The sequence below is a fragment of the Bradyrhizobium genomosp. III genome (assembly GCF_000261705.1).
GTDB classification, from domain to species: Bacteria; Pseudomonadota; Alphaproteobacteria; order Rhizobiales; family Xanthobacteraceae; genus Bradyrhizobium; species Bradyrhizobium ottawaense.
In genome coordinates this window covers 1-21,702 of record NZ_AJQF01000463.1, presented here as the reverse complement: position 1 = coordinate 21,702, position 21,702 = coordinate 1, and the positions used below count along the sequence as shown (strand labels likewise).

Below are 21,702 nucleotides of genomic sequence, written 5' to 3'. Positions count from 1 at the left end.
GCCCCCCAGCCAGTAGACCACGCCGGCGACGATGCCGGCGCCGGTCATGATCTCCAGATGGCGCCGCACGATGCCTTCGAACTGAAATGTGTCGGAGTGAAAGGGAACGAGGCCGAGATAGCAGCCAAGCCCGACGAGGCCGCCGCCAACGGCATAAGCGAGCGCGCTGCGGATGTAGAGCGCCTCAGTGATCGCAACGATCACCGCCGCCGGCACCAGCGCAAAGCCGGAGACGAAGATGAAGCCGAAGCCCAGCAAAATGTCGATCGTGCCCTGATCGACGGGGCCGGCACCGAGATCGGCGAACTCCGGAAACAGCAGGGCGACGACGACGATCATGCCGCCGACGAAGCAGGCGGCAAGGAAGCCGATGAAGATGACGATGAGGCGGCCGATCAGGGACATCTGATGGACCTGTTGCGTATCATCGTCATTCCGGAGCGGTGCGCAGCGCCGAATCCGGAATCTCGAGATTCCGGGTTCGCGCTACGCGCGCCCCGGAATGACAGCTCATAAATGCAGATGGCCGGGTCAAGCCCGGCCATGACGAACGTCGAGTACGGTGTCATCCTCAATCCGTCATCGCCATGGCGCGCAGCGCCTGGCGTTCGCGTGCGCTGAGCTTCTCGGTCTCCGACTTGAGCTGGCCGCAGGCGGCGAGGATGTCGCGGCCGCGCGGCGTGCGCACCGGCGAGGAATAGCCGGCGTTGAAGATGTATTCGGAGAATTTTTCGATCTGGTCCCAGTCCGAACACTCGTACGCGGTGCCGGGCCAGGGATTGAACGGGATCAGGTTGATCTTGGCGTGAATGCCCTTGAGCAGCTTCACCAGCAATTTTGCATCGTCGAGCGAATCGTTGACGCCCTTGAGCATCACATATTCGAAGGTGATGCGGCGCGCATTCGAGGCGCCGGGATAATCGCGACAGGCCTGCAGCAGCTCCTTGATCGGATATTTGCGGTTGAGCGGCACCAGCTCGTTGCGCAGCTCGTCGCGCACCGCGTGCAGCGAGATCGCGAGCATGACGCCGATCTCCTCGCCGGCGCGCACGATGTTCGGCACCACGCCCGAGGTCGACAGCGTGATGCGGCGGCGGGAGATGCCGATGCCTTCATTGTCGCCGACGATCAGCAGCGCGTCGCGCACCGCGTCGAAATTGTAGAGCGGCTCGCCCATCCCCATCATCACGATGTTGGTGACGCGGCGCGTGCCGTCCTCGCGATCGGCCCAATCATTCAATCGATCCCGCGCCACCATGATCTGTCCGACGATCTCACCCGCGGTGAGATTGCGCACCAGCCGCTGGGTGCCGGTGTGGCAGAACGAGCAGTTCAGCGTGCAGCCGACCTGCGAGGAGACGCAGAGCGTGCCGCGATCGGTCTCGGGAATGTAGACGCACTCGACTTCATGGGCGCGCTCGACATTGTCGCCGCTCGGCAGACGCAGCAGCCATTTGCGGGTGCCATCGTTGGAGATCTGCTCGGTCACGACTTCGGGCCGGTCGACCGTAAAATGCTGCGCGAGTTCGGCGCGAATGCCCTTCGAGATCGAGGTCATGTCGTCGAAGCTCTGAGCGCCGCGGAAATAGAGCCAGTGCCAGAGCTGCTGCACGCGCATCTTGCGCTGCGCCGGCGTGACGCCGATCTCGCCGAGGCGATCGGCAAGCTCCGTGCGCGACAGACCGATCAGCGAGGGCCTCGCCGGCGGCACATAGGTCTCGAGTGGCGTCTTCTCCACCAGGATTGCGTTATGCGGCTCGGTCGTCGTCGGTTGCATTGAATGGACCTGACTAGGTGGTCGTTCCGGGGCGGCGCGAAGCGTCGAACCCGGAACCTCGAGATTCCGGGTCTGGTCCTTCGGACCATCCCGGAAAGACGGAAAAACTTGGAACCGGCCCTATATAGCAACCGGAACAGCCGATTGCGACCGTGGCTGTCGCTTAGCCTTAAAGGACTAAGCCGAGAGGCTTACCGCCGGCAATCCTGGGCGATCTTGTCCAGGGCCTGGGCGAGGCCTTTCAGCGAGAACGTGTCGGTCGTCTCGGTGCCCTTGGCCGACACCCCCTTGACGACCAGCTCGGCGGATTTGCGCATGGCTTCGACCATCCGCTCCTCCTCGGCCGCGTTCTTGATCCAGAGGCCGTCGCCCTGCGTGTACATGGCGAAGGCGGCGCCGCCGACCTCGACCGACGATTCCGAGCCCGGCTTCAGCGCGTAGCCGATCATGACCGAGACTTCGTTGTTCACCTTCTCGGCCGGACGGGTCGAGACGAAGGCATAAGCGGGATCGCGCGGCCGATTCGGCGGATTTGTCTTCGACGACGAGGGTTTGGCCAGCGCGAAGCAGACCTTCTTGCCGTTGGGCGTCGCCGAATAAGCGCCCCAGGTGCCGAACTGGCCGATCAGGGTCGGCTCCGCGCCACCCGCAACCGCCGCGGGCGGCGCCGCAGGCTTGCTCTCGGGCTTTGCCGCGCTCTTTGCAGTCGTATTGGCCGGCGGAGCCGCCGACTTCGGTGCGGCCTTCGGCGCCGGTTGCGCCGTCTGCGCCCGCGCCAGATCGGCGATCCCGCACGTCATCATGCCGATCATCAAAGCTAAAGATAGCACCCGCCACATGCTGGAGTGGTTCCCTCAATATTGTGACTGGAAGATGGCCCGGCCGCGCTTTGTCCCCCGGCAGGGATAGCCGGGAAAGTCCAATTTGGGAAGGCAGTTAGCGGTATCAGCGGCGCCTTAAGGTTTGGATCGCGCGGCGCGCTGGTCGGCCCATTGCGTCTCGGTCCAACGCAATAAATCCTCGGCGCCGGAACTGCGCAGATGCGCGCCACCGTCGATGACGACCATCTCGCCATTGATGTAGCCGGCGCGGTCCGAGACCAGGAAGCTGGCGAGATCGGCAAGCTCGCTGTGCTCCCCGGTCCGGCCGAGCGGATTGCGCGCGGTCCAGCCTTCCTCACGGCCTTCGGGGCGGAGCTGCCCCGACGCGCCCGCGGTCGGGAACGGACCCGGGGCGATGGCGACGGTGCGGATGCCTTTCGGCCCCCATTCCACCGCGAGGCTTCTGGTCATCGCCAGCAGCGCCGACTTCGCCATCGCCGACGGCACGGTGAAGGCGCGGCCGGTGATGGTCGAGGTCGAGAGGATCGAGAGCACGACGCCGCCATGCTTGTCCTCGATCCAGCGCCTGCCGGCAGCGAGCGTGCAATACATCGCGCCATGCAGCGTCGGCGCCAGGATCGCATCGGCTGCTCGGAACGATAGATGCTCGCTCTGTGCGATGAACGTCGCAGCGGCGTTGTTGACGAGGATATCGAGCGGCGCCTCGCGCCAGATCTGCTCCATCATGCTGTCGACGGCCGCGCCGTCGCGGATGTCGCAGGCGATCGTCGTGACCTTGCCACCTGTCTCGTCGCGCATCTCGCTCGCGGTTGCGTCCAGCCGGTCGAGCTTGCGGCCGCAGATCACGAGCTCGGCGCCGAGTGCAAGGAAACGGCGCCCCATCGCGGCGCCGAGGCCCGAGCCGCCGCCGGTGACGAGGATGCGCTTGTCCCTCAGCAGGCCTGTTTCAAACATCGTTTGAATCCTCCCCTTTCTTCTTGCTCCGTCGTTGCGAGCGCAGCGAAGCAATCCGGAATCCGTCCCGCGGAAATAGTCTGGATTGCTTCGCTCCGCTCGCAATGACGAGGATAGGCCGAACATGGCATCCAGCAAAGAAACCGGATTGTCGCCCGTGCCCAAATCCGGCAGAAACGGCCAAACTATAATTCCACTCGAAACGCCCAAGGTGCCGCCATGAAAGCCATCCTCTGCTCGCAATATTGCCAGCCTGACGATCTCGTGCTGGCTGAAGTGCCGGATCCGGTGGCCGGTCCCGGCGAAGCGGTGATCGCGATCAAGGCGGCGGCGCTGAACTTCTTCGACATCCTGATGATTCAGGGCAAGTACCAGATCAAGCCGCCATTCCCGTTCTCGCCGGCCGCGGAAGTCGCGGGCGTGATCGAGAGCATCGGCGCCGGCGTGACCGATCTGAAGGTCGGCGATCGCGTCGTCGCTTCCTGCGGCCACAACGGCGCGCGCGAGAAGATCGCGCTGCCGGCGGCGTCGATCGTGAAGATCCCCGACAATCTCGACTACGACCGCGCGGCCGGCATCATCATCATCTACGGGACGGCGCTGCATGCGCTGGAAGATCGCGCCAGCCCGAAGCCGGGCGAGACGCTTGCCGTGTTAGGCGCGGCCGGCGGCACCGGCCTTGCCGCCTGCGAGCTCGGCAAGCTGATGGGATTGAAGGTGATCGCCTGCGCTTCGTCGGACGAGAAGCTCGAATTCGCGAAGGCGCATGGCGCCGAGCTGACCTTGAACTACGCCAAGGAGGATCTGAAGGAGGGCTTGCGAAAACTCACGGGCGGCAAGGGCGTCGACATCATCTTCGATCCGGTTGGTGGTGCCTATGCCGAGCAGGCGCTGCGCTCGATCGCGTGGGAAGGCCGCTTCCTCGTGATCGGTTTCGCCGCGGGCGACATTCCGAAGATGCCGCTGAACCTCGCGCTCTTGAAGGGCTGCGACATCCGCGGCGTGTTCTGGGGCGCATGGACGCGGCAGAATCCGGAGAAGAACCGCGCCAATCTCGAGAAGCTCGTGAAGTGGACCGCGGAAGGAAAGATCTCGTCGCATGTCGACCGCACTTTCCCGCTGGCGCAGACGGCGGATGCACTAAAGGTGCTCGCGGGACGTCAGGCCATGGGCAAGGTGATTTTGCATCCGTGAGGATGTAGGCATCGCCATCGCCACATACACAACCGTCACCGCTCGAATCGCTGGCGTCGCTGAAGCTGCGCCAGCTTTTTCGTGCGCCGTCGCCTGGTAAAGCTCCCTCAACCATGCCCGCCAAAATTGCGGTGCATTCCCCGGCCTCGCCGCAATCAAACCCAAATCTCTCCCGATTCGCGCAAATCGTCGTCGTTTTTTGGGCTGATTCAGACGGCGATTTACCGGCTCCAGTTTGCGGGGTACTTCTGGACAACAATAAAAAGACTGAAGCCGGGAATGCCCCTGCGTTGCGTTAGTAATGGGGAGCATCACCATGGAGACGACGGCGTACCGCCCGTCGAAGGAGTCGAGTGCGCTCGACTTCCATCGAGCCGCATCACATCCACCGACCGCGTCCTTTGTCCGTGCGCGCGCCGCACGGGCCGATCTTTCGCAGGACGATCCGATTCCGCTGTTCCTGTCCGATCCGCTCGGCGCGCCGGACCCAAGCGAATATACGCCGGTGGAGTTGCGTTCCAGAATTGTGCCGCGTGTTCTCGCCGCTGTTCTGGCAGCGTCCACCCTGGCAGTTCTGGCCGTACTGTATCAATCCGACTTTCGCGGCTTCTTGACCGCCAATGCCGGTAGCTGGGTGGGGGTCGCGCCGGACATGGCCATGGCGTCGGCCATTGCGCCGGCGACACCGCAGACCCCGCTCAAGGATCCGGCCCGCGTGTCCAACACGACGCGGGCGAGCGCCGACTCACGGGACCTCCCTGCACCGCTGGTGCCAAGCCGCGAAGCGATAGCGACCGCCTATCAGGTTGCGCTGCAAGCGCAAGGACCGGTGCAAGCACCAGTGCAGGCACCGGAGCCCGTCGCGGCACAGCCTGCACCGCCTGAGCCGGTCAGGACGCTCGACGCCGACACGCTGGCAGGGTTGATGACGCGCGCGAAGAGCCTGTTGAGGATCGGTGACATCGCCGCAGCGCGGCTGCTGCTCGAACGCGCGGCCAATGCGCAAGATGCAACGGCCGCGCTTCTGCTGGCGCAGACCTATGATCCCACGGTGCTCGGCACCAGCGATGCGCGAAGTGTCATTGCCGACGCATCCGCCGCACGTGACTGGTACCAGCGGGCTGCATCACTCGGATCGGCGGAGGCGCGCCAGCGCCTCGTCCGGTTTCAGAATTAGAACTCTTCAGGGGACATCATGCGTAACGCTTTTGGAATGGCACTTGCCGCCATCATGACGATCTATGCCTCCACCGCCGGCGCCGAGCAGACCGAATACGATCCGGCCAAGGTCTCGGACGGCCTGAAGGCCATCTTCCAGTTCGGCTCGACCTCGACCAAGCAGGCGCTGAATGCCAACACCGTCACGCTGATCACCGGCACGATCGGCGGCACCTACGTGCAGTTCGGCGCCGACCTCGCCTCGGTGCTCGACGACGGCAACAAGATCCGCGTGCTGCCGATCGTCGGCCGCGGCTCGGTGCAGAGCGTTGCCGACATCCTGTTCCTGCAAGGCGTCGATCTCGGCATCGTGCGGGCCGACACGCTCGACTATCTCGAGCGCAAGGGTTTTGCCAAGGACATCAAGAAGCAGTTCACCTATGTGACAAAGCTCTACAACGAAGAGATGCAGGTGATCGCGCCGAAATCGATCGCGACATTGAAAGACCTCGAAGGCAAGAAGGTCAGCGTCGACCTGCCCAATGGCGGCACCTTCGTCACCGCGCTCACGGTGTTCGAGCGGCTCGGGATCAAGGCGAACTTCGTCTATGTCGAGCAGCGCATCGCGATGGAGAAATTGAAGGCTGGCGAGATCGACGCCGTCATCGTGGTCGGCGGCAAGCCGTACAAATCGGTCTCGACCTTCAACAATGACGGCCGCTTCCATCTTGCCAAGGTTGACTATGCAAAGCCGCTCCAGAGCGACTATCTGCCGGCGACGCTGACGACCAAGGACTATCCGAACCTGATCAAGGAGGGCGAGAGCGTGGACACCATCGCGGTGCCGGCGGTGCTCGCGGCCTATAGCTGGGCGCCAAACACCGAGCGCTATCGCAAGCTCGCGCTGTTCGTGGACGCGTTCTTCACGAAATTCCCGGCGCTCCAGAACGCGCCTTTCCATCCCAAATGGAAGGAGGTCTCGCTCGCGGCACCCCTGTCGGGGTGGAACAGATTGCCGGTGGCGCAGCAATGGCTCGACAAGCACGGCGTCGAGCCGGTGACACGGCAACGATTCGAGGCGTTCCTGAAGCAGAGCCCCACGGCCGCAAACGTGTCTGACGCGGACAGGGAAACGCTATTCAAGCAATTCCAGGCATGGGACGCGGAGAAGGCGCGGGTGGAGGCGGGGAAGAAGTAGCGAGTTTCATCCTCACACTCACTGTCATCGCCCGCCTTGTACGCACTTGCGCGCTGGGGCGGGCGATCCAGTCTTCCAGAGGCAGTCACGATTGAACCGAGGGCCGCGGTGTACTGGATTCCCCGCCTGCCGCCTTCGCTAAAGCTTCGGCGCCCCTGGACCTCAACCCCGGCGAAGCCTTGGCGTAGCCGGGTCGCGGGGAATGACAGCGTTGGCAGGTCGCGCCTACTGCGCCGCGCCTTCTTCCATCTCACCCACCCCGCGCTTCAGCACAGCGCGCGCGGCTTCGCGATGCTCATTCGTGATGTGGCTGGAAACCATGCGGATGGCGGTGGCGAGCACGGCGGCGTCGTCGGCGAAGCCGAGGACCGGCATCACGTCGGCGACGAAATCGAACGGCAGGATGAAATAGGCGATCGCACCTAACAGCGCGGCCTGGACGTGGCGCGGGGTCTGCCGGTCGAACGCGCAGTAATAAGCAGCAAGCAGGTCTTCCGCGAACGGCAGCTGCGCGGCGACACGCTTCAGCTTGCGCCAGAAGCGGCGGCGCACGCTCTCGCGATCTTCCGCGAGCCGATCGGCCGGCTCGAAACCGACGCTGTGTTCGGCAGCCATGTTCGACAAACTCCCGTTCAGCCCGGGCGGCGGACCGCCGCATCCCGGCTGATCACAAGATGGGGATGTGGCCGATCACTGCAAGACGTCGGCCGGTCTCAGCCTGCGATCGCGTTCATCGTCTTGGCCAGCGCGATGTCGAGCGCCGTGACGCCGCCGGCGTCGTGGGTCGACAGCACCACCTCCACCGTCTTGTAGACGTTGCGCCATTCGGGGTGGTGATCCATCTTCTCGGCGGCCAGCGCGGCGCGGGTCATGAAGCCGAACGCCTCGTTGAAATCCTTGAAGATAAAGCTTTTACCGATGGCATCCCGGCCCTGAACCTCGCCCCAACCGGGTAGTCCGCCCAGCGCCTGCCTGCGCGCCTCCGCCGAGAGCCGTTCTGCCATGGTCCTATCTCCGTCCTTCAGGGGAACTTTACCCTAACACCCCGCTGACGCCCGGGTTCATACGGGATTTCCGCCATCCGCTAACCATGACGGAGATGTAACCCCGCCGGACAAGAAATTTGCTACAATTACGGGCGTAAATCGCCGGCCAAGATGAAACTGAGCCTGAAGCGCCTGTTTGGGAGATCGATGACCGGGGGATTGGACCTGGCCGAAACGCCCTCTCCGCCTTCGCCGCGATCCGCGGCGCGGAAGACCGCGCTCGTGTCTCTTGCGCTCGTGCTTGCCATCATCGGCGCACTCGTCGGCGGCTACTACTTCGCCATGCGGCCCGTCACGTTGAAGATCGCGGTCGGTCCCGCCAACAGCGACGACGTCAAGGTCGTGCAGGCGCTGACGCAGGCCTTCACGCAGAGCAAGGGCCAGGTGCGGCTGCGACCGATCCAGACCGACGGCGCCACCGCCAGCGCCAATGCGCTTGCGGAAGGCAAGGTCGATCTCGCCATCGTGCGCGGCGACCTCGACGTGCCCAAGAACGCGCAAGCGGTCGCGACCCTGCGCAAGAACGTCGTGGTGCTGTGGTCCGTACCGGGCAAAGGCAAGAAGCGGGGCGCGAAGATTACCAAGATCTCGCAGCTCGCCGGCCATCGCGTCGGCGTGGTCGGCCGCACCCAGGCCAACGTCAATCTGCTCAAGGTGATCCTCCAGCAATACAACGTCGATCCCGCCAAGGTCGAGATCGTGCAATTCCCGGCCAACGAGGTCGCCGAAGCGATCAAGGCCCAGAAGGCCGACGTCTATCTCGCGGCCGGCCCGGTCAACAGCAAAATCACGGCAGATGCGATCGCCGCCTCCACCAAGGATTTCGGCGCGCCCAGCTTCCTCGCGATCGAGTCCGCGGATGCGATCGCGCAGAACCACCCGGTCTACGAAGCGTCCGAGATTCCCGCCGGCACCTATGGCGGCTCGCCCGCCCGCCCGGATGACGAGGTCAAGACCATCAGCTTCTCGCACCACGTCGTGGCGCGCAAAGGCGTGTCCGAAACCACCATCGCAGCGTTCACGCGCCAGCTCTTCGCCGTGCGCCAGCAACTGGTGACGGAATTCCCGCTGGCGGCGAAGATCGAAACGCCCGACACCGACAAGGATGCGGTGATCCCGGTGCATCCGGGCGCTGCCGCCTTCGTCGACGGCGAGGAAAAGACCTTCCTCGACAAATACAGCGACTACATCTGGTGGAGCCTGATGGCGTTGTCCGCCATGGGCTCGATCGGCGCCTGGTTCGCCGGCTATCTGAAGAAGGACGAGCGCGACAACAACAACCATCAGCGCGAACGGCTGCTCGACATGATCGCCGCCGCACGCAGATGCGAGACGACCGAAGAGCTCGACCAGATGCAGACCGAGGCTGACGAGATCCTGCGCGACACGCTGCGCTGCTTCGATCACGGCGCGATCGAGGAAGCCGCGCTCACCGCCTTCAACATCGCGCTGGATCAGTTCCACGCCGCCGTCGCCGACCGCAAGGCGGTGCTGTTCAGCCTGCCGCAGAACCTGCAGCGCGCCGGCGCCCAGTTCAGGGCCGCCGGCAACGCGTAACGCTTGCGCGCGTTATCGCTGCGTCACATTGTCTCAATATAGCTCCCACGGTCATTCCGGGATGGTCCGAAGGACCAGACCGCAGGTGCGCAATTGCGTACCGGGGATTCTCGAGATTCCGGATTCGCGCTTCGCGCGCTCCGGAATGACAGCGCAAGACAGTAGCCAGCGGACGCGTCCCATGAACATCAAATTCTCCCGCCGCCGCTTCCTTGCCACCGGCGCCGGTGCGCTCGGCACGATGGCGATGCCCTATCTCTCGCGCGCGGCCGATCGGCCGATGGTCACTCATGGCGTGCAGTCGGGCGACGTCACTGTCGACGGCGGCGTGGTGTGGGCGCGCACCGATCGGCCCGCGCAGATGCTGGTCGAGGTGGCGACGACGGAGTCATTCAGGGATGCCCGCGCGCTACCGCCGATCGCAGCGCTCCCCGAGAGCGACTTCACCGCGAAGATGCTGATCGAGAACCTGCCTGCTAGCCAGGACATCTTTTACCGCGTCCGCTTCCGCGATCTCTCCCACAGCGCCATCGAGGGCGAGCCGGTGGTCGGCCGCTTCCGCACCGCGCCGGCCGACCGCCGCGACGTCAGCTTCGTCTGGGGCGGAGACGTCGCCGGCCAGGGCTGGGGCATCAATCCCGACGACGACGGCATGTTCACCTTCTCGGCGATGCGCAAGCACCGTCCGGATTTCTTCCTGCACTCGGGCGACACCATCTACGCCGACGGCCCGATTCAATCCGAGGTGAAGCTCGCCGACGGCAAGATCTGGAAGAACGTCACCATCCCCGAGAAGGCCAAGGTCGCCGAGACGCTGGACGAGTACCGCGCCGCGCACAAATACAATCTCACCGACGAAAACCTCCGCGCCTTCAATGCCGAGGTGCCGATCTTCGTGCAATGGGACGACCACGAGGTGACCAACAACTGGTCGCTGTCGAAGGAATTGCCGGCCGCCTACAAGGAGCGCGACGTCGCCTTGCTCGCCGCCCGCGCGGGCCGCGCCTTCCACGAGATGTATCCGATGCGCGAGAGCATCGTTGAGCCGGGCCGGGTCTATCGCCAGATCTCCTACGGCCCGCATCTCGACGTGTTCGTGCTCGACGAGCGCAGCTATCGCGGTCCGAACGGCGCCAATCTGGACACCGCTTACGGCCCCGCCAGCTACTTCCTCGGCCCGGACCAGATCGCCTGGCTCAAGCGCGGCCTGCTCAATTCGCGCGCGACCTGGAAGGTGATCGCCTCCGACATGCCGCTCAGCCTCGTCGTCTCGGACACGCCGAAGGGCGGCTCGGAAGCGGTCGCGCAGGGTGACGGCCCGGTGCGCGGCCGCGAGCTCGAGATTGCCGACATGCTGCGTTTCATCAAAATGGCGCCGATCAGCAACACGGTGTGGCTGACGGCGGACGTGCACTACGCTGCCGCGCATTATTACGATCCGAACAAGGCACAATTCCAGGAGTTCGAGCCGTTCTGGGAATTCGTGTCGGGTCCGCTGCATGCCGGCACGTTCGGTCCGAACGCGCTCGACAACACGTTTGGGCCCGAGGTGCGCTTCGTCAAGGCGCCGGGCAAGGACAGCCAGAACCTGCCGCCCTCCGCCGGCATGCAGTTCTTCGGTCACGTCAAGATCGACGGCGCCTCGGGCCAAATGACGGTGACCTTGCGCGACCGCGCCGACGTCGCGCTATGGTCGACCACGCTCGATCCGAAGCAGGCCTGATCGCTAATCGAGGGCGCGCACCTTCAGCGCCGCCTCCAGCGCGTCGCTCGAGCACGGCTTCTGCAACCGCGGCTGGCCGGAGAATTCAGGCGGAATGCGCGCCTCGGCGCCATAGCCGGTAACGAAGACGAACGGGATCTTCAGCGCGGCCAGCCGCGCGGCGACCGCAAAGCTCGTCTCGCGGATCAACTCGACGTCGAGCAGCGCGAAGTCGGGCGCACGCTTGGCGATGGCGCCGAGCGCCTGCGTCACCGAGCCGACGGTCCGCACGCCCGTCACCCCAAACCCGAGCAGACGGTCCTCGAAATCGATCGCGATGATCGGGTCGTCTTCGACGATCAGAACATCGGCCGGCCAGCTTGAGCCATTGGAAAGTGCGGGTGTCATGATCGCATCTTGTGTGTGGGGGGGTTCGGATCAGGACTGCCGCGACACGATGCCTGCGCACAGCGCATCGGAGGGTTCCCGGAACGAAACCCACCACATTGTCGTTCTCCAGTCTGTCCACTTGTGCACACAGGGAATGCACGGAACTCGTTAAGGTGGGAGGAGGATGGGAGTTCACGATGGATGCGCGTATCAGCAAGATGACCGAGGTCGAGAGCCGTCCGGCCAACAATTTGTTGCGGCGTTTGAACCAGGCAGACTACGCCCTGCTCGCACCGCACGTGACCGTCGAAAACTCCGCCGCCAGCCAGCTGCTCTACAGCCCCGGTGACGATGTCCAGGTCGTCCACTTCCCCTGCGGACCCGCGCTCGCGACCTTTCTCGTGCCCAACGAGGATGGCCGAGACGTCGAGACCATCCTGGTCGGTCGCGAAGGCGCGGTGGGCGGCATCGTCAGCGAGGGATTCCTGCCGGCCTATACCCGGATCTGCGTGAAATTCGGCGGCCCGTTTGCGCGCGTTCATGTCGCCAAGCTGGAAGCGGCCAAGCTGCGCTCGGCGTCGCTGCGCAACATCTTTGCCCGCTACGCCGATTGCATGCTGGCGCAGATCTTCCAGTCGACCGCCTGCAATGCGATCCATTCGATCGAACAGCGGACAGCCAAATGGATCTTGGCGGCGATGGAGCGCACCGGCGACGAGGATAGCGTGCCGCTGACCCACGAACAGCTTGCGACGCTGCTGGGCGTTGGTCGCAGTTATGCCAGCCGCGTGCTTCAATCGTTCAAGGCGGAACGGATTCTCGACACGAGGCGCGGATCGATCCTGGTTCGCAACCGCGACGGCCTGAGGCTTCGCGCCTGCCTGTGCAACGACGCGGTGAAAATGCACTTCGAGGAGGTGCTGCGCGGCGTCTATCCGACCGAGGAGCGGGAGGCCAGCTAGCGATCCGCCTCGCTTCCCCGGCGTGGAGAACGAGCAGGCGCACTATCCCGCACGGCCGGAACCTGGGCTAATATCCCCCGCATGAGCGGGGCTTTCCTACACACCATCTTCGACGTCTTGGCGTGGCTGGCGGCGGCGGCGGCCGTCTACTGGCTGTCGCGGCAGCGCCTGCAGTTTCCGGCGCAATCCTTTGAGCTGCCCTATATCGCCGCGCTGGTGTTCGGCGCGGGCCTCGGGGCCTACCTGTTCGGCTCCGCCAATCTGTGGCTGTCGGGCGAGAGCGGCATTGCGCGCTCGGTGGAGGGCGCGATTGCCGGCGGCATCGTGGCGATCGAGCTCTACAAATGGTCCGCGGGGATCGCCGCGCGAACCGGTGCCCGTTTTGCGCTGCCGCTGGCGCTCGGCATCGCGATCGGCCGGCTCGGCTGCTACTTCGCAGGCCTCGACGACTTCACTTATGGCACGCCGACGGCGCTGCCATGGGCCCATGATTTCGGCGACGGCATGCTGCGCCATCCCGTGCAGCTCTATGAGAGCGCGGCCATGGCCGTATTCGCGCTGCTCTATGTGCTCGCCGTCGTGAACCGGAACGCCTTTGTGATCACCAATGGTTTCTACCTGGTTCTTGCCTATTATGGAGCGCAACGCTTCGCGTGGGAATTCCTCAAGCCCTACGGCACGCTGATCGGCCCCTTCACCCTGTTTCACCTGCTGTCGCTGTCCATTTTGCTCTACGCCGGCGTCATGCTGGCGACGGCGCCCAAAGCGAGACCCATGCATGAACGCGCCGTTGCGTAAGTCGCGTCCCTATATTTTCTGGGGCCAGACCCAATCTCTTTGCGAGACCTGCCTGAAGCTGGTGCCGACCAAGATCCAGATCCTGGATAACGAGGTCTGGTACGAAAAGCGCTGCAGGGAGCACGGCGTCCAGTCGACGCTGGTGTCGACGGATGCCGCCTATTGGCGCCTGTGCAAGGATTTCATCAAGCCAGGTGACCGACCGCTGCAATTCCAGCAGCGCACCGAATTCGGCTGTCCCTATGATTGCGGTCTCTGTTCCGACCACGAGCAGCATTCCTGCCTGGCGCTGATCGAGATCACCGAGCACTGCAACCTAACCTGCCCGGTCTGCTTTGCGGAATCCTCGCCGGCACGAACGAAATTTACCCCGCTCGCGACAGTCGAGAAGATGCTGGACGCGCTGGTCGCAAGCGAGGGCGAGCCCGATCTCGTGCAGATCTCCGGCGGCGAACCGACGCTGCATCCTGAATTCTTCGAGATCCTGGACGCGGTGCGCACCCGCCCGATCCGGCACGTCATGATCAACACCAACGGCCTGCGCATCGCCCGCGAAAAGGATTTCGTGGCGCGGCTCGCCGAGAACAGGCGCGGGCTGGAGGTCTATCTCCAGTTCGATTCGCTGCAGCGCGACGCGCTGATCGACTTGCGCGGCGCGGATTTGCGAAAAATCCGCCAGCAGGCGCTGGAGAACCTCGAGCATTTTGGCGTGTCGACCACGCTGGTCGCGACCATCAAGCGCGGCGTCAACGATGCCGAGATCGGCGACATCGTCCGCCACGCGCTGACCTGGACATGCGTGCGCGGCGTCACGCTGCAGCCGGTGCAGGACGCCGGCCGCAACGAGAATTTCGACAAAAATACCGACCGCATCATGCTGTCGGAGATCCGCAAGCGCGTGATCGAGACCGGCGTGTTCGGTGACAAGGACATGATCCCGCTGCCCTGCAACCCCGAGAGCATCTCGATCGGCTACGGCCTGCGCAACGGCGAGAAGGTGCTGCCGCTGACCTCGCTGATTCCGCAGGAGCAGCTCGTCGCCGTGATGCCCAACACCATCAGCCCGGAGAAATATCCGGTGCTGCGGGAGAAATTCGTCGATCTGTTCTCGCTGTCATCGGGGCCGCTGAACACGAGCGAGCGTGTCTGCGAATTGCTTTGCTGCCTGCCGAGCTTTCAGGTGCCGGAAGGACTCTCTTACGAGAACGTGTTCCGCGTCACCATCGTGCAGTTTCTCGATCGCTTCAATTTCTGCGTCGGCAACGTCAAGCGAAGCTGCATCCATTTCGTGACAGAGCAAGGCGCGATCATTCCGTTCGACACCTACAATCTGTTCTACCGGAACGGAAAGATCGACGGCATTCGCGCGGCGCTGCGCGGCGACACTTATCGGGAAGCTACGCAGCGCGAGGAGATGCCTCGTTGAGCGAGACGCCTCCACTTCCACCGTCGCGAAGCGGATGCGTCACCGCGCTCATGGTGATGTTTGGGGTTATCCTGCTGCTGCCCGGCATCTGCGCTTTGATCTTTGCCTTCGACCAGACCCAGTCGTCCCACTTCGACACCCGCTTTACCCCCATCCTCGCCCTCGCACTGCTGGTGGCATTTGCCGGCGTGATGCTGATCAGGGCAGCGAGAAAGAGACCATGAGCGAGTCCAGCCCCAACCCACCGGCAGTGCCTCCGCAGAACCAGCAACAGCGCAGCGGCTGCCTGACCGCGCTGATGGCGATCGCCGGCATCTTCATGCTGCTGCCAGGGCTCTGCGCGCTCTTGTTCGGCGGAATGTCGGTGGTCGAGGGTGGCCAGATCCCCTCCGACATCGCGTCGCTGGTGTTTTTGGGACTAGTCATCGGCATCGGAGGCGTCGTCTTGATCTGGGCGGCCATCATGGGGCGAAAGGCCCCGCCGGCCCGGAACGGCAGCTAAGCCCCGGGAATTCCCGGGCAAAATTCAGTCAACCAAGGCCCAAAGAACGCATTGTTTTTTGGCGGTTTTTGCATATATTGCGCCGCAACGCGTAGGCTGCCCGGTCGATATGGCCGGGCTTCCTTTTTGGGCGGAAAGCGCCCCGTTTCCAGTCTTCCAGCGTTGTTTCGAGAAGAGGTCCCGGTCCGACCGGCGAGATCGCGCTTAACCCATTGTTCGAACCAAAGAAGCTCACTCATGAACCTCCGTAACGTCGCCATCATCGCTCACGTCGACCACGGCAAGACGACCCTGGTCGACAAACTCCTCCAGCAGTCCGGCACGTTCCGCGAGAACCAGAAGGTGACCGATCGCGCCATGGACTCCAACGACCTGGAGCGCGAGCGCGGCATCACCATCCTGGCCAAGGCGGCCTCGGTGCAGTGGAAGGACACCCGCATCAACATCGTCGACACCCCCGGCCACGCCGATTTCGGCGGCGAGGTCGAGCGCATCCTGAACATGGTGGACGGCGCCCTGGTTCTGGTGGACGCCGCTGAAGGCCCGCTGCCGCAGACCAAGTTCGTGGTCTCCAAGGCGCTCAAGGTCGGCCTCAAGCCAATCGTCGTCATCAACAAGGTCGACCGCCCCGACGCGCGCCCGACCGAAGTCATCAACGAGGTGTTCGACCTGTTCGCCGCGCTCGACGCCAGCGAGGAACAGCTCGACTTCCCGATCCTCTACGGGTCGGCCAAGCAGGGCTGGATGGCTGACAGCCCGGAGGGTCCGAAGGACAAGGGCATGGAGCCGCTGTTCGACCTGATCCTGCGTCACGTCGCGCCGCCGAAGGTCGAGGAAGGTCCGTTCCGGATGATCGGCACCATCCTGGAGGCCAACCCCTATCTCGGCCGCATCATCACCGGCCGCATCTCGTCCGGCATCCTCAAGCCGAACCAGCAGGTCAAGGTGCTCAACGCCGAGGGCAAGCTGGTCGAATCCGGGCGCATCACCAAGATCCTGGCGTTCCGCGGTCTCGAGCGCACGCCGCTCGAGGAAGCCGAAGCCGGCGACATCGTCGCCATTGCCGGCCTGACCAAGGGCACCGTCGCCGACACCTTCTGCGATCCGACCGTCGAAGTGCCGCTGCCGGCGCAGCCGATCGATCCGCCGACCGTGTCGATGTCGTTCATCGTCAACAACTCCCCGCTCGCCGGCACTGAAGGCGACAAGGTGACGAGCCGCATGATCCGCGACCGTCTGCTCCGCGAGGCCGAAGGCAACGTCGCGCTGCGCGTCGTCGAAGCCTCCGACAAGGACGCGATGGAAGTCTCGGGCCGCGGCGAATTGCAGCTCGCGATCCTGATCGAGACCATGCGCCGCGAGGGTTTTGAGCTCTCGGTGTCGCGCCCGCGCGTCGTGTTCCAGAAGGACGAAGCCACCGGCGCCACCCTGGAGCCGATCGAGGAAGTCGTGATCGACGTCGACGAGGAGCATTCCGGCGTCGTCGTGCAGAAGATGAGCGAGCGCAAGTCCGAGCTGATCGAGATGAAGCCCTCGGGCGGCAATCGTCAGCGCCTGGTGTTCTACGCGCCGACCCGTGGGTTGATCGGCTACCAGGGCGAGCTGCTCACCGACACCCGCGGCACCGCGATCATGAACCGCCTGTTCCACGGCTACGCCCCGTACAAGGGCGAGATCCAGGGCCGCCGCAACGGCGTCCTGATCTCAAACGACCAGGGCGACGCGGTGGCCTACGCCATGTTCAAGCTGGAAGACCGCGGCCCGATGATGATCGAGCCCGGCTGGAAGGTCTACAAGGGCATGATCGTCGGAGAGCACACCCGCGACAACGATCTCGAGATCAACGTGCTCAAGGGCAAGCAGCTCACCAACATCCGCACGACCTCGAAGGACGAAGCCGTGCGCCTGACCCCGCCGATCCGCATGACGCTGGAAAAGGCGCTCGCCTATATCGAGGACGACGAGCTCGTCGAGGTCACCCCGAAGTCGATCCGCCTGCGCAAGAAGCACCTCGACCCGAACGAGCGCAAGCGCGCGGAGAAGGCCAAGGAAGCGGTGGCGTAAGGCCACCGTTCTCCGTAGTGCCGTAGGGTGGGCAAAGCGCAAGCGTGCCCACCTATGGACGATGGTGGGCACGGCGCAAGAGCGCCTTTGCCCGCCCTACAAAAGCGTTTACCCGTCCGGCTTCAGCACACCCAACGAACGTGCTAGAGCCCGCCCATGACCTCCCTCCCCTCCTCCGTGGACGTCGCGATCGTCGGCGCCGGTGCCGCCGGCCTCGGCGCTGCACACGCGCTTGCGGGCTCCGGTCTCTCCGCGATCGTGCTGGAGGCACGGAACAGGTTCGGCGGCCGCGCCTGGACCGTACAGGCCTCACCTGACGTGACCTTCGACGTCGGCTGCGGCTGGCTGCACTCGGCGGACAAGAACTCCTTCGTTTCGATCGCGCAGCGGCTCGGTTTCGAGCTCAACAAGGACCTGCCGCCCTGGCGCGAGCGCGCCTATGGCAACGCGTTTCCGCAAAGCGAGCGCGACGATTTCATGCGCGCGATGGACGCGTTCTATGAGCGCCTCTGGGAAGCAGCGCAGAAGGGCAAGGATGAGCCTGCGAGTCGGAGCCTCGAGGCGGACAATCGCTGGAATCCCATGATCGACGCGATCTCGACCTATATCAACGGCTGCGAACTCGAGGACATGTCGACGCTGGACTGGGACGCCTATGAGGATTCTGGTCTCAACTGGCGCGTCCGCCGCGGTTATGGCGCGCTTGTGACGGCCTATGGCGCGCCCTGCCCGGTGGCGTTGAACTGCAACGTCGCGCTGATCGATCATTCCGGCCCGCGGGTCCGCCTCGAAACCTCGCAGGGGACGCTGACCGCGGACAAGGTGATCGTCACGGTGCCGACCAATCTCATCGCCGATGAGACGATCCGCTTTTCGCCGCCGTTACGGTCCAAGGTCGACGCGGCAGCGGGCCTGCCGCTCGGCGTCGACGACAAGGTGACGCTCGCGCTCGAGGACGCCGAAGCCTTTCCCAAGGAAGCAAACTTGCGCGGCGCCGCCATGCGCACCGCGATGGGCACCTACCATATCCGCCCGTTCGGTCAGCCCTGCATCGAAGGCTTCTTCGGCGGCAGCTTCGCCCGCGCGCTGGAAGATTCCGGCGACGGCGCCATCGCCGCGCATAGCATCGACGAGATCGCCGGCTTTCTCGGCAACGACATCCGCCGCAAGCTGAAGCCGCTGTACGAGTCGCGCTGGGCACATGATCCGTTCGCGCGAGGCTCCTATTCGCATGCGCTGCCCGGCCACGCCGGGGATCGCGCCGTGCTGGCCGCGCCGGTCGATGGCCGGCTGTTCTTCGCCGGCGAGGCGACATCGCCAACCTTCTTCACGACCGCGCATGGGGCGCGGGACAGCGGGGAACGGGCGGCGACGGAAGTGCTGGCGGCAATCGGGAAGCGCTAACCTCCCCACCAATGTCGTCCCGGCGAACGCCGGGACCCATACCGCGTGATCTTTCAGTCACGCGTGGTGCGCGTACCGCGGATTGACCCTAACTTCCAGTCTTCGCCAAACTTCGTCCTGTGGTTATGGGTCCCGGCGTTCGCCGGGACGACACCAATCTTGTGGCGCCGCTGTCGCGTCACTCGATCACTCGCGCCCGCAAATCTGCATCAGGCACGAAACACGCGTCATACTTGCCCAAGATGCGATAGCGGTTGCGCGCGATGAGGCTGTACACGGGGTCCCGCAGCGGCTTCGCTACGGCGAACAGCACGCGCACCCAACTCCAGCGGGGAAGCAGAGACAATACCGTCAGTGCAGCATCCGACTTCATGTACACCTCACCGCCATGAACCACGGCATTGGTGTCGGGATCATCGGGATCGATGCCGAACGCCCGCGCGAGCCGGGCTCCATACTCCGACTGGATCGGCGTGAAGCGAAACCGCTTCGCCATGTCGCGCTGCGCGACGAAGCGGACCCAGCGCGAGCAGAAGACGCAGACGCCGTCGAACAGGATCACGTCGTCATCGGGCCATTTGCTCATCAGCGATTATCCAGCGTCAAGAGCGCCACTAACATCAGCACGATCGCCGGCCCCGTCTTCACCAGCGCGCCGAGCGGTTCGATCCAGAGATCGGGCGTCAGCACCGCCGCACCGAACATATAGCCGAGCGAGGCGACGATGCCAGCAACGAGCCCGGTCGCCGCGGTGCGGCGAAAGGCAATCATCGCGCCAATGCTCATGTCCATCAGGCTGGTGCCGATGGTGATGGGATCGACCAGCGCGGCCGGGAAGTCGTGCGCCGTCAGGATGCCGGCGGCGGCACGGTAGGACACGAACAGCGCGATGAAGCCGGAGACGAGCCAGAACATGACGAGGCTGGCGAAGATCAGCGCCTTGACCAGGAATAGCCGCGCGAACCATTTGTCCTGGACGGTCGCGGGATGACGACCAATCATATCGACCAGCGTCTTCGGTGCGATGCCCGTGGCGGCGATCCATGCCGAGGGATCACCTCGCACGCCGCGGCGCAGCTCGGCGATGGCCGTGGAGCGCATCGGCGGCATCCAGCCGAGATAATTGGCGAGATCGCCGATCTTAGCGCCAAGATCGAGCATGAAGGACGGCATCGCGACATGCGGCCACCCGGCCGTGCCGAACGCAAGGCGGAACTGTTTGATGACGCCGGCCATGGTGACCGGCTCAGCCTGCATCAGATCCCAGCTCGCGGCTTTTACAGAGGCATCGTCGATGTCGCGCGCGGTGAGCCAGGCGATGGTGGCCGAAATATCCTCGATGGAAACGGGCTGGAACGACGTCGCCATCTCCTTGTCGGGCAGGTTGAGTGGGAAGGCAGCGAGCGCGCGGAGCATGGCGCTGCCGCCATAAGCGGACGGTGCGATTACGAAGCCGGGCCGCAGGATGGCGTGCGTAATGCCTGAGGCCGCGATCAGGCGCTCGGCCTCGCGCTTGGTCGTTGCGAAGGCGGTGCGATCGGCTTCGGCCGCTCCGGGGATCGAGATGTGCACCAGCCGGATCGCGCGGCCGCTGTCGGTGATCGCCGTAAGCAGGCGCGCGACGAAATCGCGATGCACGGCACCTGTGTCGCTGCCGGGGCCGTCCTGGAGCACGCCGAGACAGTTTACGACGACATCCACCGCATGCTCGCGCAATAGCCGTGTGAACGCAGGCGCGTCGAACGAGAGGATCGGCAGCTCGATATCTAGCGCGCTCGTCTTCTGCGCCGGCGACAGGCTGCGCGCCACGCCAAGCGCGCGAAAGCCACGCGAGCGAAGATCGTCCGTAACGAAGCGGCCGATCAGGCCGGAGGCGCCGAGCACCAAGATGGTTCGCTGGTTCATCACGGCTCTCAAAACGGCTTTGCAACCATCAGCCAGAGGATCAGCATCGTCGCGCCGAAACCGGGGAAGCCGAACGCGAACCAGCGGCGAAACAGGACGAAGTATCGTTGTGGCAGCGCCTTGTGCTGCTCCGCGGCCTTTCGCGCGAGATCGCGCATCTCGATCTGCATGAACACGACAGGGATCCAGAACAGGCCGGCGACGGCATACAACACGAGCGAGGCGAGCAGCCAGCGCTCGGTGATCGACGTCGCCGAGAGCATCATCAGCAAGCCGCCCGTGACCGGCTGGAGGAGCACGGCCGACAGTGTGAAGATTGCGTCCGCGATGACGACGACCGAAGCGGTGCGCGCGATGAACTCCGCATCGTCGGTGCGATGCGCCATCAGCATGAAGAAGGCGATGCCGGTTCCGGTGCCGAGGATGACGATGGCGCCGAGCACATGGAGAAATTTGACCAGGAAATACAGCGTCATGGCTTCTTGGTCGCGGTTGGCCTGCCCTTATTCAGCGCACCCACGAGCTCCCCGCTCGCGGCTTTGACGCCGGCCTCACTTTCGATCATCCAGTGCCCCTCGCTGCCGGCGGCCGGCGAGGTGTGGAAGTCGACTTTGCCGCCGCTGCCGCGAAATGCGTCGGCCAGGCCCTTTGAAAACGCCGGCGAAAAATAGCTGTCATTGGTTGCAACGAGCCATGTGACAGGAATGCGCGCGCCCTTGCCGAACTCTGCAGCGGCGGCAAGAAGCGTGTGTGGCGCGCAGATCCGGTTCGGCTCATCATTGGCATGGCCGCCGCGCCCTGGCGCAAATACTGTGATCGCGGC

Annotated in this window: 22 protein-coding genes and 1 pseudogene; 12 read left to right on the top strand and 11 right to left on the bottom strand. The window is 64.4% G+C overall.

All coding sequences use genetic code 11. From position 1 onward, the window contains the following. The 4 genes from IC66_RS0136805 to IC66_RS0136790 form a co-directional block, all read right to left on the bottom strand. Positions 1 to 405: hypothetical protein (locus IC66_RS0136805; protein WP_038950948.1), on the bottom strand; the 405-nt coding region annotated here is incomplete at its 3' end. 166 nt (positions 406 to 571) lie between these two features. After that, positions 572 to 1,777, bottom strand: a complete 1,206-nt coding sequence (gene rlmN, locus IC66_RS0136800) for a 23S rRNA (adenine(2503)-C(2))-methyltransferase RlmN (protein WP_038950947.1) — start codon at positions 1,775 to 1,777, stop codon at positions 572 to 574. Positions 1,778 to 1,968: 191 nt separating this feature from the next. Next, positions 1,969 to 2,616, bottom strand: a complete 648-nt coding sequence (locus tag IC66_RS0136795; RefSeq protein WP_028139284.1) for an invasion associated locus B family protein — start codon at positions 2,614 to 2,616, stop codon at positions 1,969 to 1,971. Positions 2,617 to 2,733: 117 nt separating this feature from the next. Next, positions 2,734 to 3,573 carry an SDR family oxidoreductase gene (locus tag IC66_RS0136790; protein ID WP_038950946.1) on the bottom strand — a complete coding sequence of 280 codons (840 nt, stop codon included), beginning with the start codon at positions 3,571 to 3,573 and terminating at the stop codon, positions 2,734 to 2,736. Between the two features lie 219 nt (positions 3,574 to 3,792). On the opposite strand from IC66_RS0136790, the gene IC66_RS0136785 reads away from it, so the two are divergent. The 3 genes from IC66_RS0136785 to IC66_RS0136775 all read left to right on the top strand — a co-directional run bounded on the left by IC66_RS0136785 (position 3,793) and on the right by IC66_RS0136775 (position 7,123). Next, the gene (locus IC66_RS0136785) at positions 3,793 to 4,767 is read left to right on the top strand and encodes an NADPH:quinone oxidoreductase family protein (protein ID WP_038950945.1); all 975 of its coding nucleotides are present in this window, start codon (positions 3,793 to 3,795) and stop codon (positions 4,765 to 4,767) included. Positions 4,768 to 5,083: 316 nt separating this feature from the next. Beyond that, entirely contained in the window at positions 5,084 to 5,944 is an 861-nt protein-coding gene (locus IC66_RS0136780; RefSeq protein ID WP_038950944.1) for a hypothetical protein, read from the top strand. An 18-nt stretch (positions 5,945 to 5,962) separates the two neighbouring features. Further along, positions 5,963 to 7,123 (top strand): TAXI family TRAP transporter solute-binding subunit, encoded by a 1,161-nt coding sequence (locus tag IC66_RS0136775; RefSeq protein WP_038950943.1) that lies wholly within the window; start codon positions 5,963 to 5,965, stop codon positions 7,121 to 7,123. 225 nt (positions 7,124 to 7,348) lie between these two features. On the opposite strand, the gene IC66_RS0136770 is transcribed toward IC66_RS0136775, so the two are convergent. Next, entirely contained in the window at positions 7,349 to 7,738 is a 390-nt protein-coding gene (locus IC66_RS0136770) for a YkvA family protein (RefSeq protein ID WP_038950942.1), read from the bottom strand. 98 nt (positions 7,739 to 7,836) lie between these two features. Further along, positions 7,837 to 8,127, bottom strand: a complete 291-nt coding sequence (locus IC66_RS0136765; RefSeq protein ID WP_028139290.1) for a 4a-hydroxytetrahydrobiopterin dehydratase — start codon at positions 8,125 to 8,127, stop codon at positions 7,837 to 7,839. 153 nt (positions 8,128 to 8,280) lie between these two features. Here IC66_RS0136765 and IC66_RS0136760 point away from each other — a divergent pair, with 153 nt between their 5' ends. Both IC66_RS0136760 and IC66_RS0136755 read left to right on the top strand, forming a co-directional pair. After that, a complete protein-coding gene (locus IC66_RS0136760) occupies positions 8,281 to 9,726 on the top strand; it encodes a TAXI family TRAP transporter solute-binding subunit (RefSeq protein WP_028139291.1) in 1,446 nt (481 codons plus the stop codon). Positions 9,727 to 9,907: 181 nt separating this feature from the next. Next, positions 9,908 to 11,449, top strand: a complete 1,542-nt coding sequence (locus IC66_RS0136755; protein WP_038950941.1) for an alkaline phosphatase D family protein — start codon at positions 9,908 to 9,910, stop codon at positions 11,447 to 11,449. 3 nt (positions 11,450 to 11,452) lie between these two features. Here the strand turns inward: IC66_RS0136755 and IC66_RS0136750 are convergent, their stop codons facing one another. Beyond that, the gene (locus tag IC66_RS0136750) at positions 11,453 to 11,836 is read right to left on the bottom strand and encodes a response regulator (RefSeq protein ID WP_028139293.1); all 384 of its coding nucleotides are present in this window, start codon (positions 11,834 to 11,836) and stop codon (positions 11,453 to 11,455) included. Between the two features lie 179 nt (positions 11,837 to 12,015). Here IC66_RS0136750 and IC66_RS0136745 point away from each other — a divergent pair, with 179 nt between their 5' ends. The 7 genes from IC66_RS0136745 (at position 12,016) to IC66_RS0136715 (ending at position 18,974) form a co-directional block, all read left to right on the top strand. Then, entirely contained in the window at positions 12,016 to 12,780 is a 765-nt protein-coding gene (locus tag IC66_RS0136745) for a Crp/Fnr family transcriptional regulator (protein ID WP_028139294.1), read from the top strand. A gap of 81 nt (positions 12,781 to 12,861) precedes the next feature. Then, positions 12,862 to 13,578: a prolipoprotein diacylglyceryl transferase family protein gene (locus tag IC66_RS0136740; RefSeq protein ID WP_038950940.1), complete on the top strand. Its 717-nt coding sequence runs from the start codon at positions 12,862 to 12,864 to the stop codon at positions 13,576 to 13,578. Then, positions 13,559 to 15,004 (top strand): radical SAM protein, encoded by a 1,446-nt coding sequence (locus IC66_RS0136735; protein ID WP_038950939.1) that lies wholly within the window; start codon positions 13,559 to 13,561, stop codon positions 15,002 to 15,004. Before IC66_RS0136740 ends, IC66_RS0136735 begins: the two co-directional genes overlap by 20 nt. Further along, positions 15,001 to 15,228: a DUF308 domain-containing protein gene (locus IC66_RS43005; protein WP_038950938.1), complete on the top strand. Its 228-nt coding sequence runs from the start codon at positions 15,001 to 15,003 to the stop codon at positions 15,226 to 15,228. The genes IC66_RS0136735 and IC66_RS43005 overlap by 4 nt, the downstream gene beginning before the upstream one ends. Then, on the top strand, positions 15,225 to 15,506 hold the full coding sequence (locus tag IC66_RS0136725) for a hypothetical protein (protein ID WP_038950937.1): 282 nt from the start codon (positions 15,225 to 15,227) through the stop codon (positions 15,504 to 15,506). The genes IC66_RS43005 and IC66_RS0136725 overlap by 4 nt, the downstream gene beginning before the upstream one ends. A 237-nt stretch (positions 15,507 to 15,743) precedes the next feature. Next, on the top strand, positions 15,744 to 17,570 hold the full coding sequence (gene typA / locus IC66_RS0136720; RefSeq protein ID WP_038950936.1) for a translational GTPase TypA: 1,827 nt from the start codon (positions 15,744 to 15,746) through the stop codon (positions 17,568 to 17,570). 156 nt (positions 17,571 to 17,726) lie between these two features. Further along, positions 17,727 to 18,974, top strand: coding sequence for a flavin monoamine oxidase family protein (locus IC66_RS0136715; RefSeq protein ID WP_038950935.1), 1,248 nt, complete (start codon positions 17,727 to 17,729; stop codon positions 18,972 to 18,974). 178 nt (positions 18,975 to 19,152) lie between these two features. Here the strand turns inward: IC66_RS0136715 and IC66_RS0136710 are convergent, their stop codons facing one another. The 4 genes and pseudogenes from IC66_RS0136710 to IC66_RS0136695 form a co-directional block, all read right to left on the bottom strand. Continuing rightward, a complete protein-coding gene (locus tag IC66_RS0136710; RefSeq protein ID WP_038950934.1) occupies positions 19,153 to 19,560 on the bottom strand; it encodes a thiol-disulfide oxidoreductase DCC family protein in 408 nt (135 codons plus the stop codon). Continuing rightward, entirely contained in the window at positions 19,560 to 20,879 is a 1,320-nt protein-coding gene (locus IC66_RS0136705) for an SDR family oxidoreductase (protein WP_038950933.1), read from the bottom strand. Before IC66_RS0136705 ends, IC66_RS0136710 begins: the two co-directional genes overlap by 1 nt. 8 nt (positions 20,880 to 20,887) lie before the next feature. After that, positions 20,888 to 21,355 (bottom strand): DUF2269 family protein, encoded by a 468-nt coding sequence (locus tag IC66_RS0136700; protein ID WP_038950932.1) that lies wholly within the window; start codon positions 21,353 to 21,355, stop codon positions 20,888 to 20,890. Continuing rightward, positions 21,352 to 21,702 (bottom strand): annotated as a pseudogene (locus IC66_RS0136695) (peptidase); the annotation flags it as partial. The gene IC66_RS0136700 and the pseudogene IC66_RS0136695, both read right to left, overlap by 4 nt.

What these genes read in the sequence shown, in the direction of transcription:
- IC66_RS0136710 (WP_038950934.1), bottom strand. Translation starts at nt 19,560, where the DNA reads ATGAGCAAATGGCCCGATGACGACGTGATCCTGTTCGACGGCGTCTGC.
- IC66_RS0136755 (WP_038950941.1), top strand. Translation starts at nt 9,908, where the DNA reads ATGAACATCAAATTCTCCCGCCGCCGCTTCCTTGCCACCGGCGCCGGT.
- IC66_RS0136790 (WP_038950946.1), bottom strand. Translation starts at nt 3,573, where the DNA reads ATGTTTGAAACAGGCCTGCTGAGGGACAAGCGCATCCTCGTCACCGGC.
- IC66_RS0136700 (WP_038950932.1), bottom strand. Translation starts at nt 21,355, where the DNA reads ATGACGCTGTATTTCCTGGTCAAATTTCTCCATGTGCTCGGCGCCATC.
- IC66_RS0136705 (WP_038950933.1), bottom strand. Translation starts at nt 20,879, where the DNA reads ATGAACCAGCGAACCATCTTGGTGCTCGGCGCCTCCGGCCTGATCGGC.
- IC66_RS0136770 (WP_038950942.1), bottom strand. Translation starts at nt 7,738, where the DNA reads ATGGCTGCCGAACACAGCGTCGGTTTCGAGCCGGCCGATCGGCTCGCG.
- IC66_RS0136785 (WP_038950945.1), top strand. Translation starts at nt 3,793, where the DNA reads ATGAAAGCCATCCTCTGCTCGCAATATTGCCAGCCTGACGATCTCGTG.
- IC66_RS0136795 (WP_028139284.1), bottom strand. Translation starts at nt 2,616, where the DNA reads ATGTGGCGGGTGCTATCTTTAGCTTTGATGATCGGCATGATGACGTGC.
- IC66_RS0136735 (WP_038950939.1), top strand. Translation starts at nt 13,559, where the DNA reads ATGAACGCGCCGTTGCGTAAGTCGCGTCCCTATATTTTCTGGGGCCAG.
- IC66_RS0136765 (WP_028139290.1), bottom strand. Translation starts at nt 8,127, where the DNA reads ATGGCAGAACGGCTCTCGGCGGAGGCGCGCAGGCAGGCGCTGGGCGGA.
- IC66_RS0136775 (WP_038950943.1), top strand. Translation starts at nt 5,963, where the DNA reads ATGCGTAACGCTTTTGGAATGGCACTTGCCGCCATCATGACGATCTAT.
- IC66_RS0136740 (WP_038950940.1), top strand. Translation starts at nt 12,862, where the DNA reads ATGAGCGGGGCTTTCCTACACACCATCTTCGACGTCTTGGCGTGGCTG.
- rlmN (WP_038950947.1), bottom strand. Translation starts at nt 1,777, where the DNA reads ATGCAACCGACGACGACCGAGCCGCATAACGCAATCCTGGTGGAGAAG.
- IC66_RS0136780 (WP_038950944.1), top strand. Translation starts at nt 5,084, where the DNA reads ATGGAGACGACGGCGTACCGCCCGTCGAAGGAGTCGAGTGCGCTCGAC.
- IC66_RS0136760 (WP_028139291.1), top strand. Translation starts at nt 8,281, where the DNA reads ATGAAACTGAGCCTGAAGCGCCTGTTTGGGAGATCGATGACCGGGGGA.
- IC66_RS0136745 (WP_028139294.1), top strand. Translation starts at nt 12,016, where the DNA reads ATGGATGCGCGTATCAGCAAGATGACCGAGGTCGAGAGCCGTCCGGCC.
- IC66_RS0136750 (WP_028139293.1), bottom strand. Translation starts at nt 11,836, where the DNA reads ATGACACCCGCACTTTCCAATGGCTCAAGCTGGCCGGCCGATGTTCTG.
- IC66_RS0136725 (WP_038950937.1), top strand. Translation starts at nt 15,225, where the DNA reads ATGAGCGAGTCCAGCCCCAACCCACCGGCAGTGCCTCCGCAGAACCAG.
- IC66_RS0136715 (WP_038950935.1), top strand. Translation starts at nt 17,727, where the DNA reads ATGACCTCCCTCCCCTCCTCCGTGGACGTCGCGATCGTCGGCGCCGGT.
- typA (WP_038950936.1), top strand. Translation starts at nt 15,744, where the DNA reads ATGAACCTCCGTAACGTCGCCATCATCGCTCACGTCGACCACGGCAAG.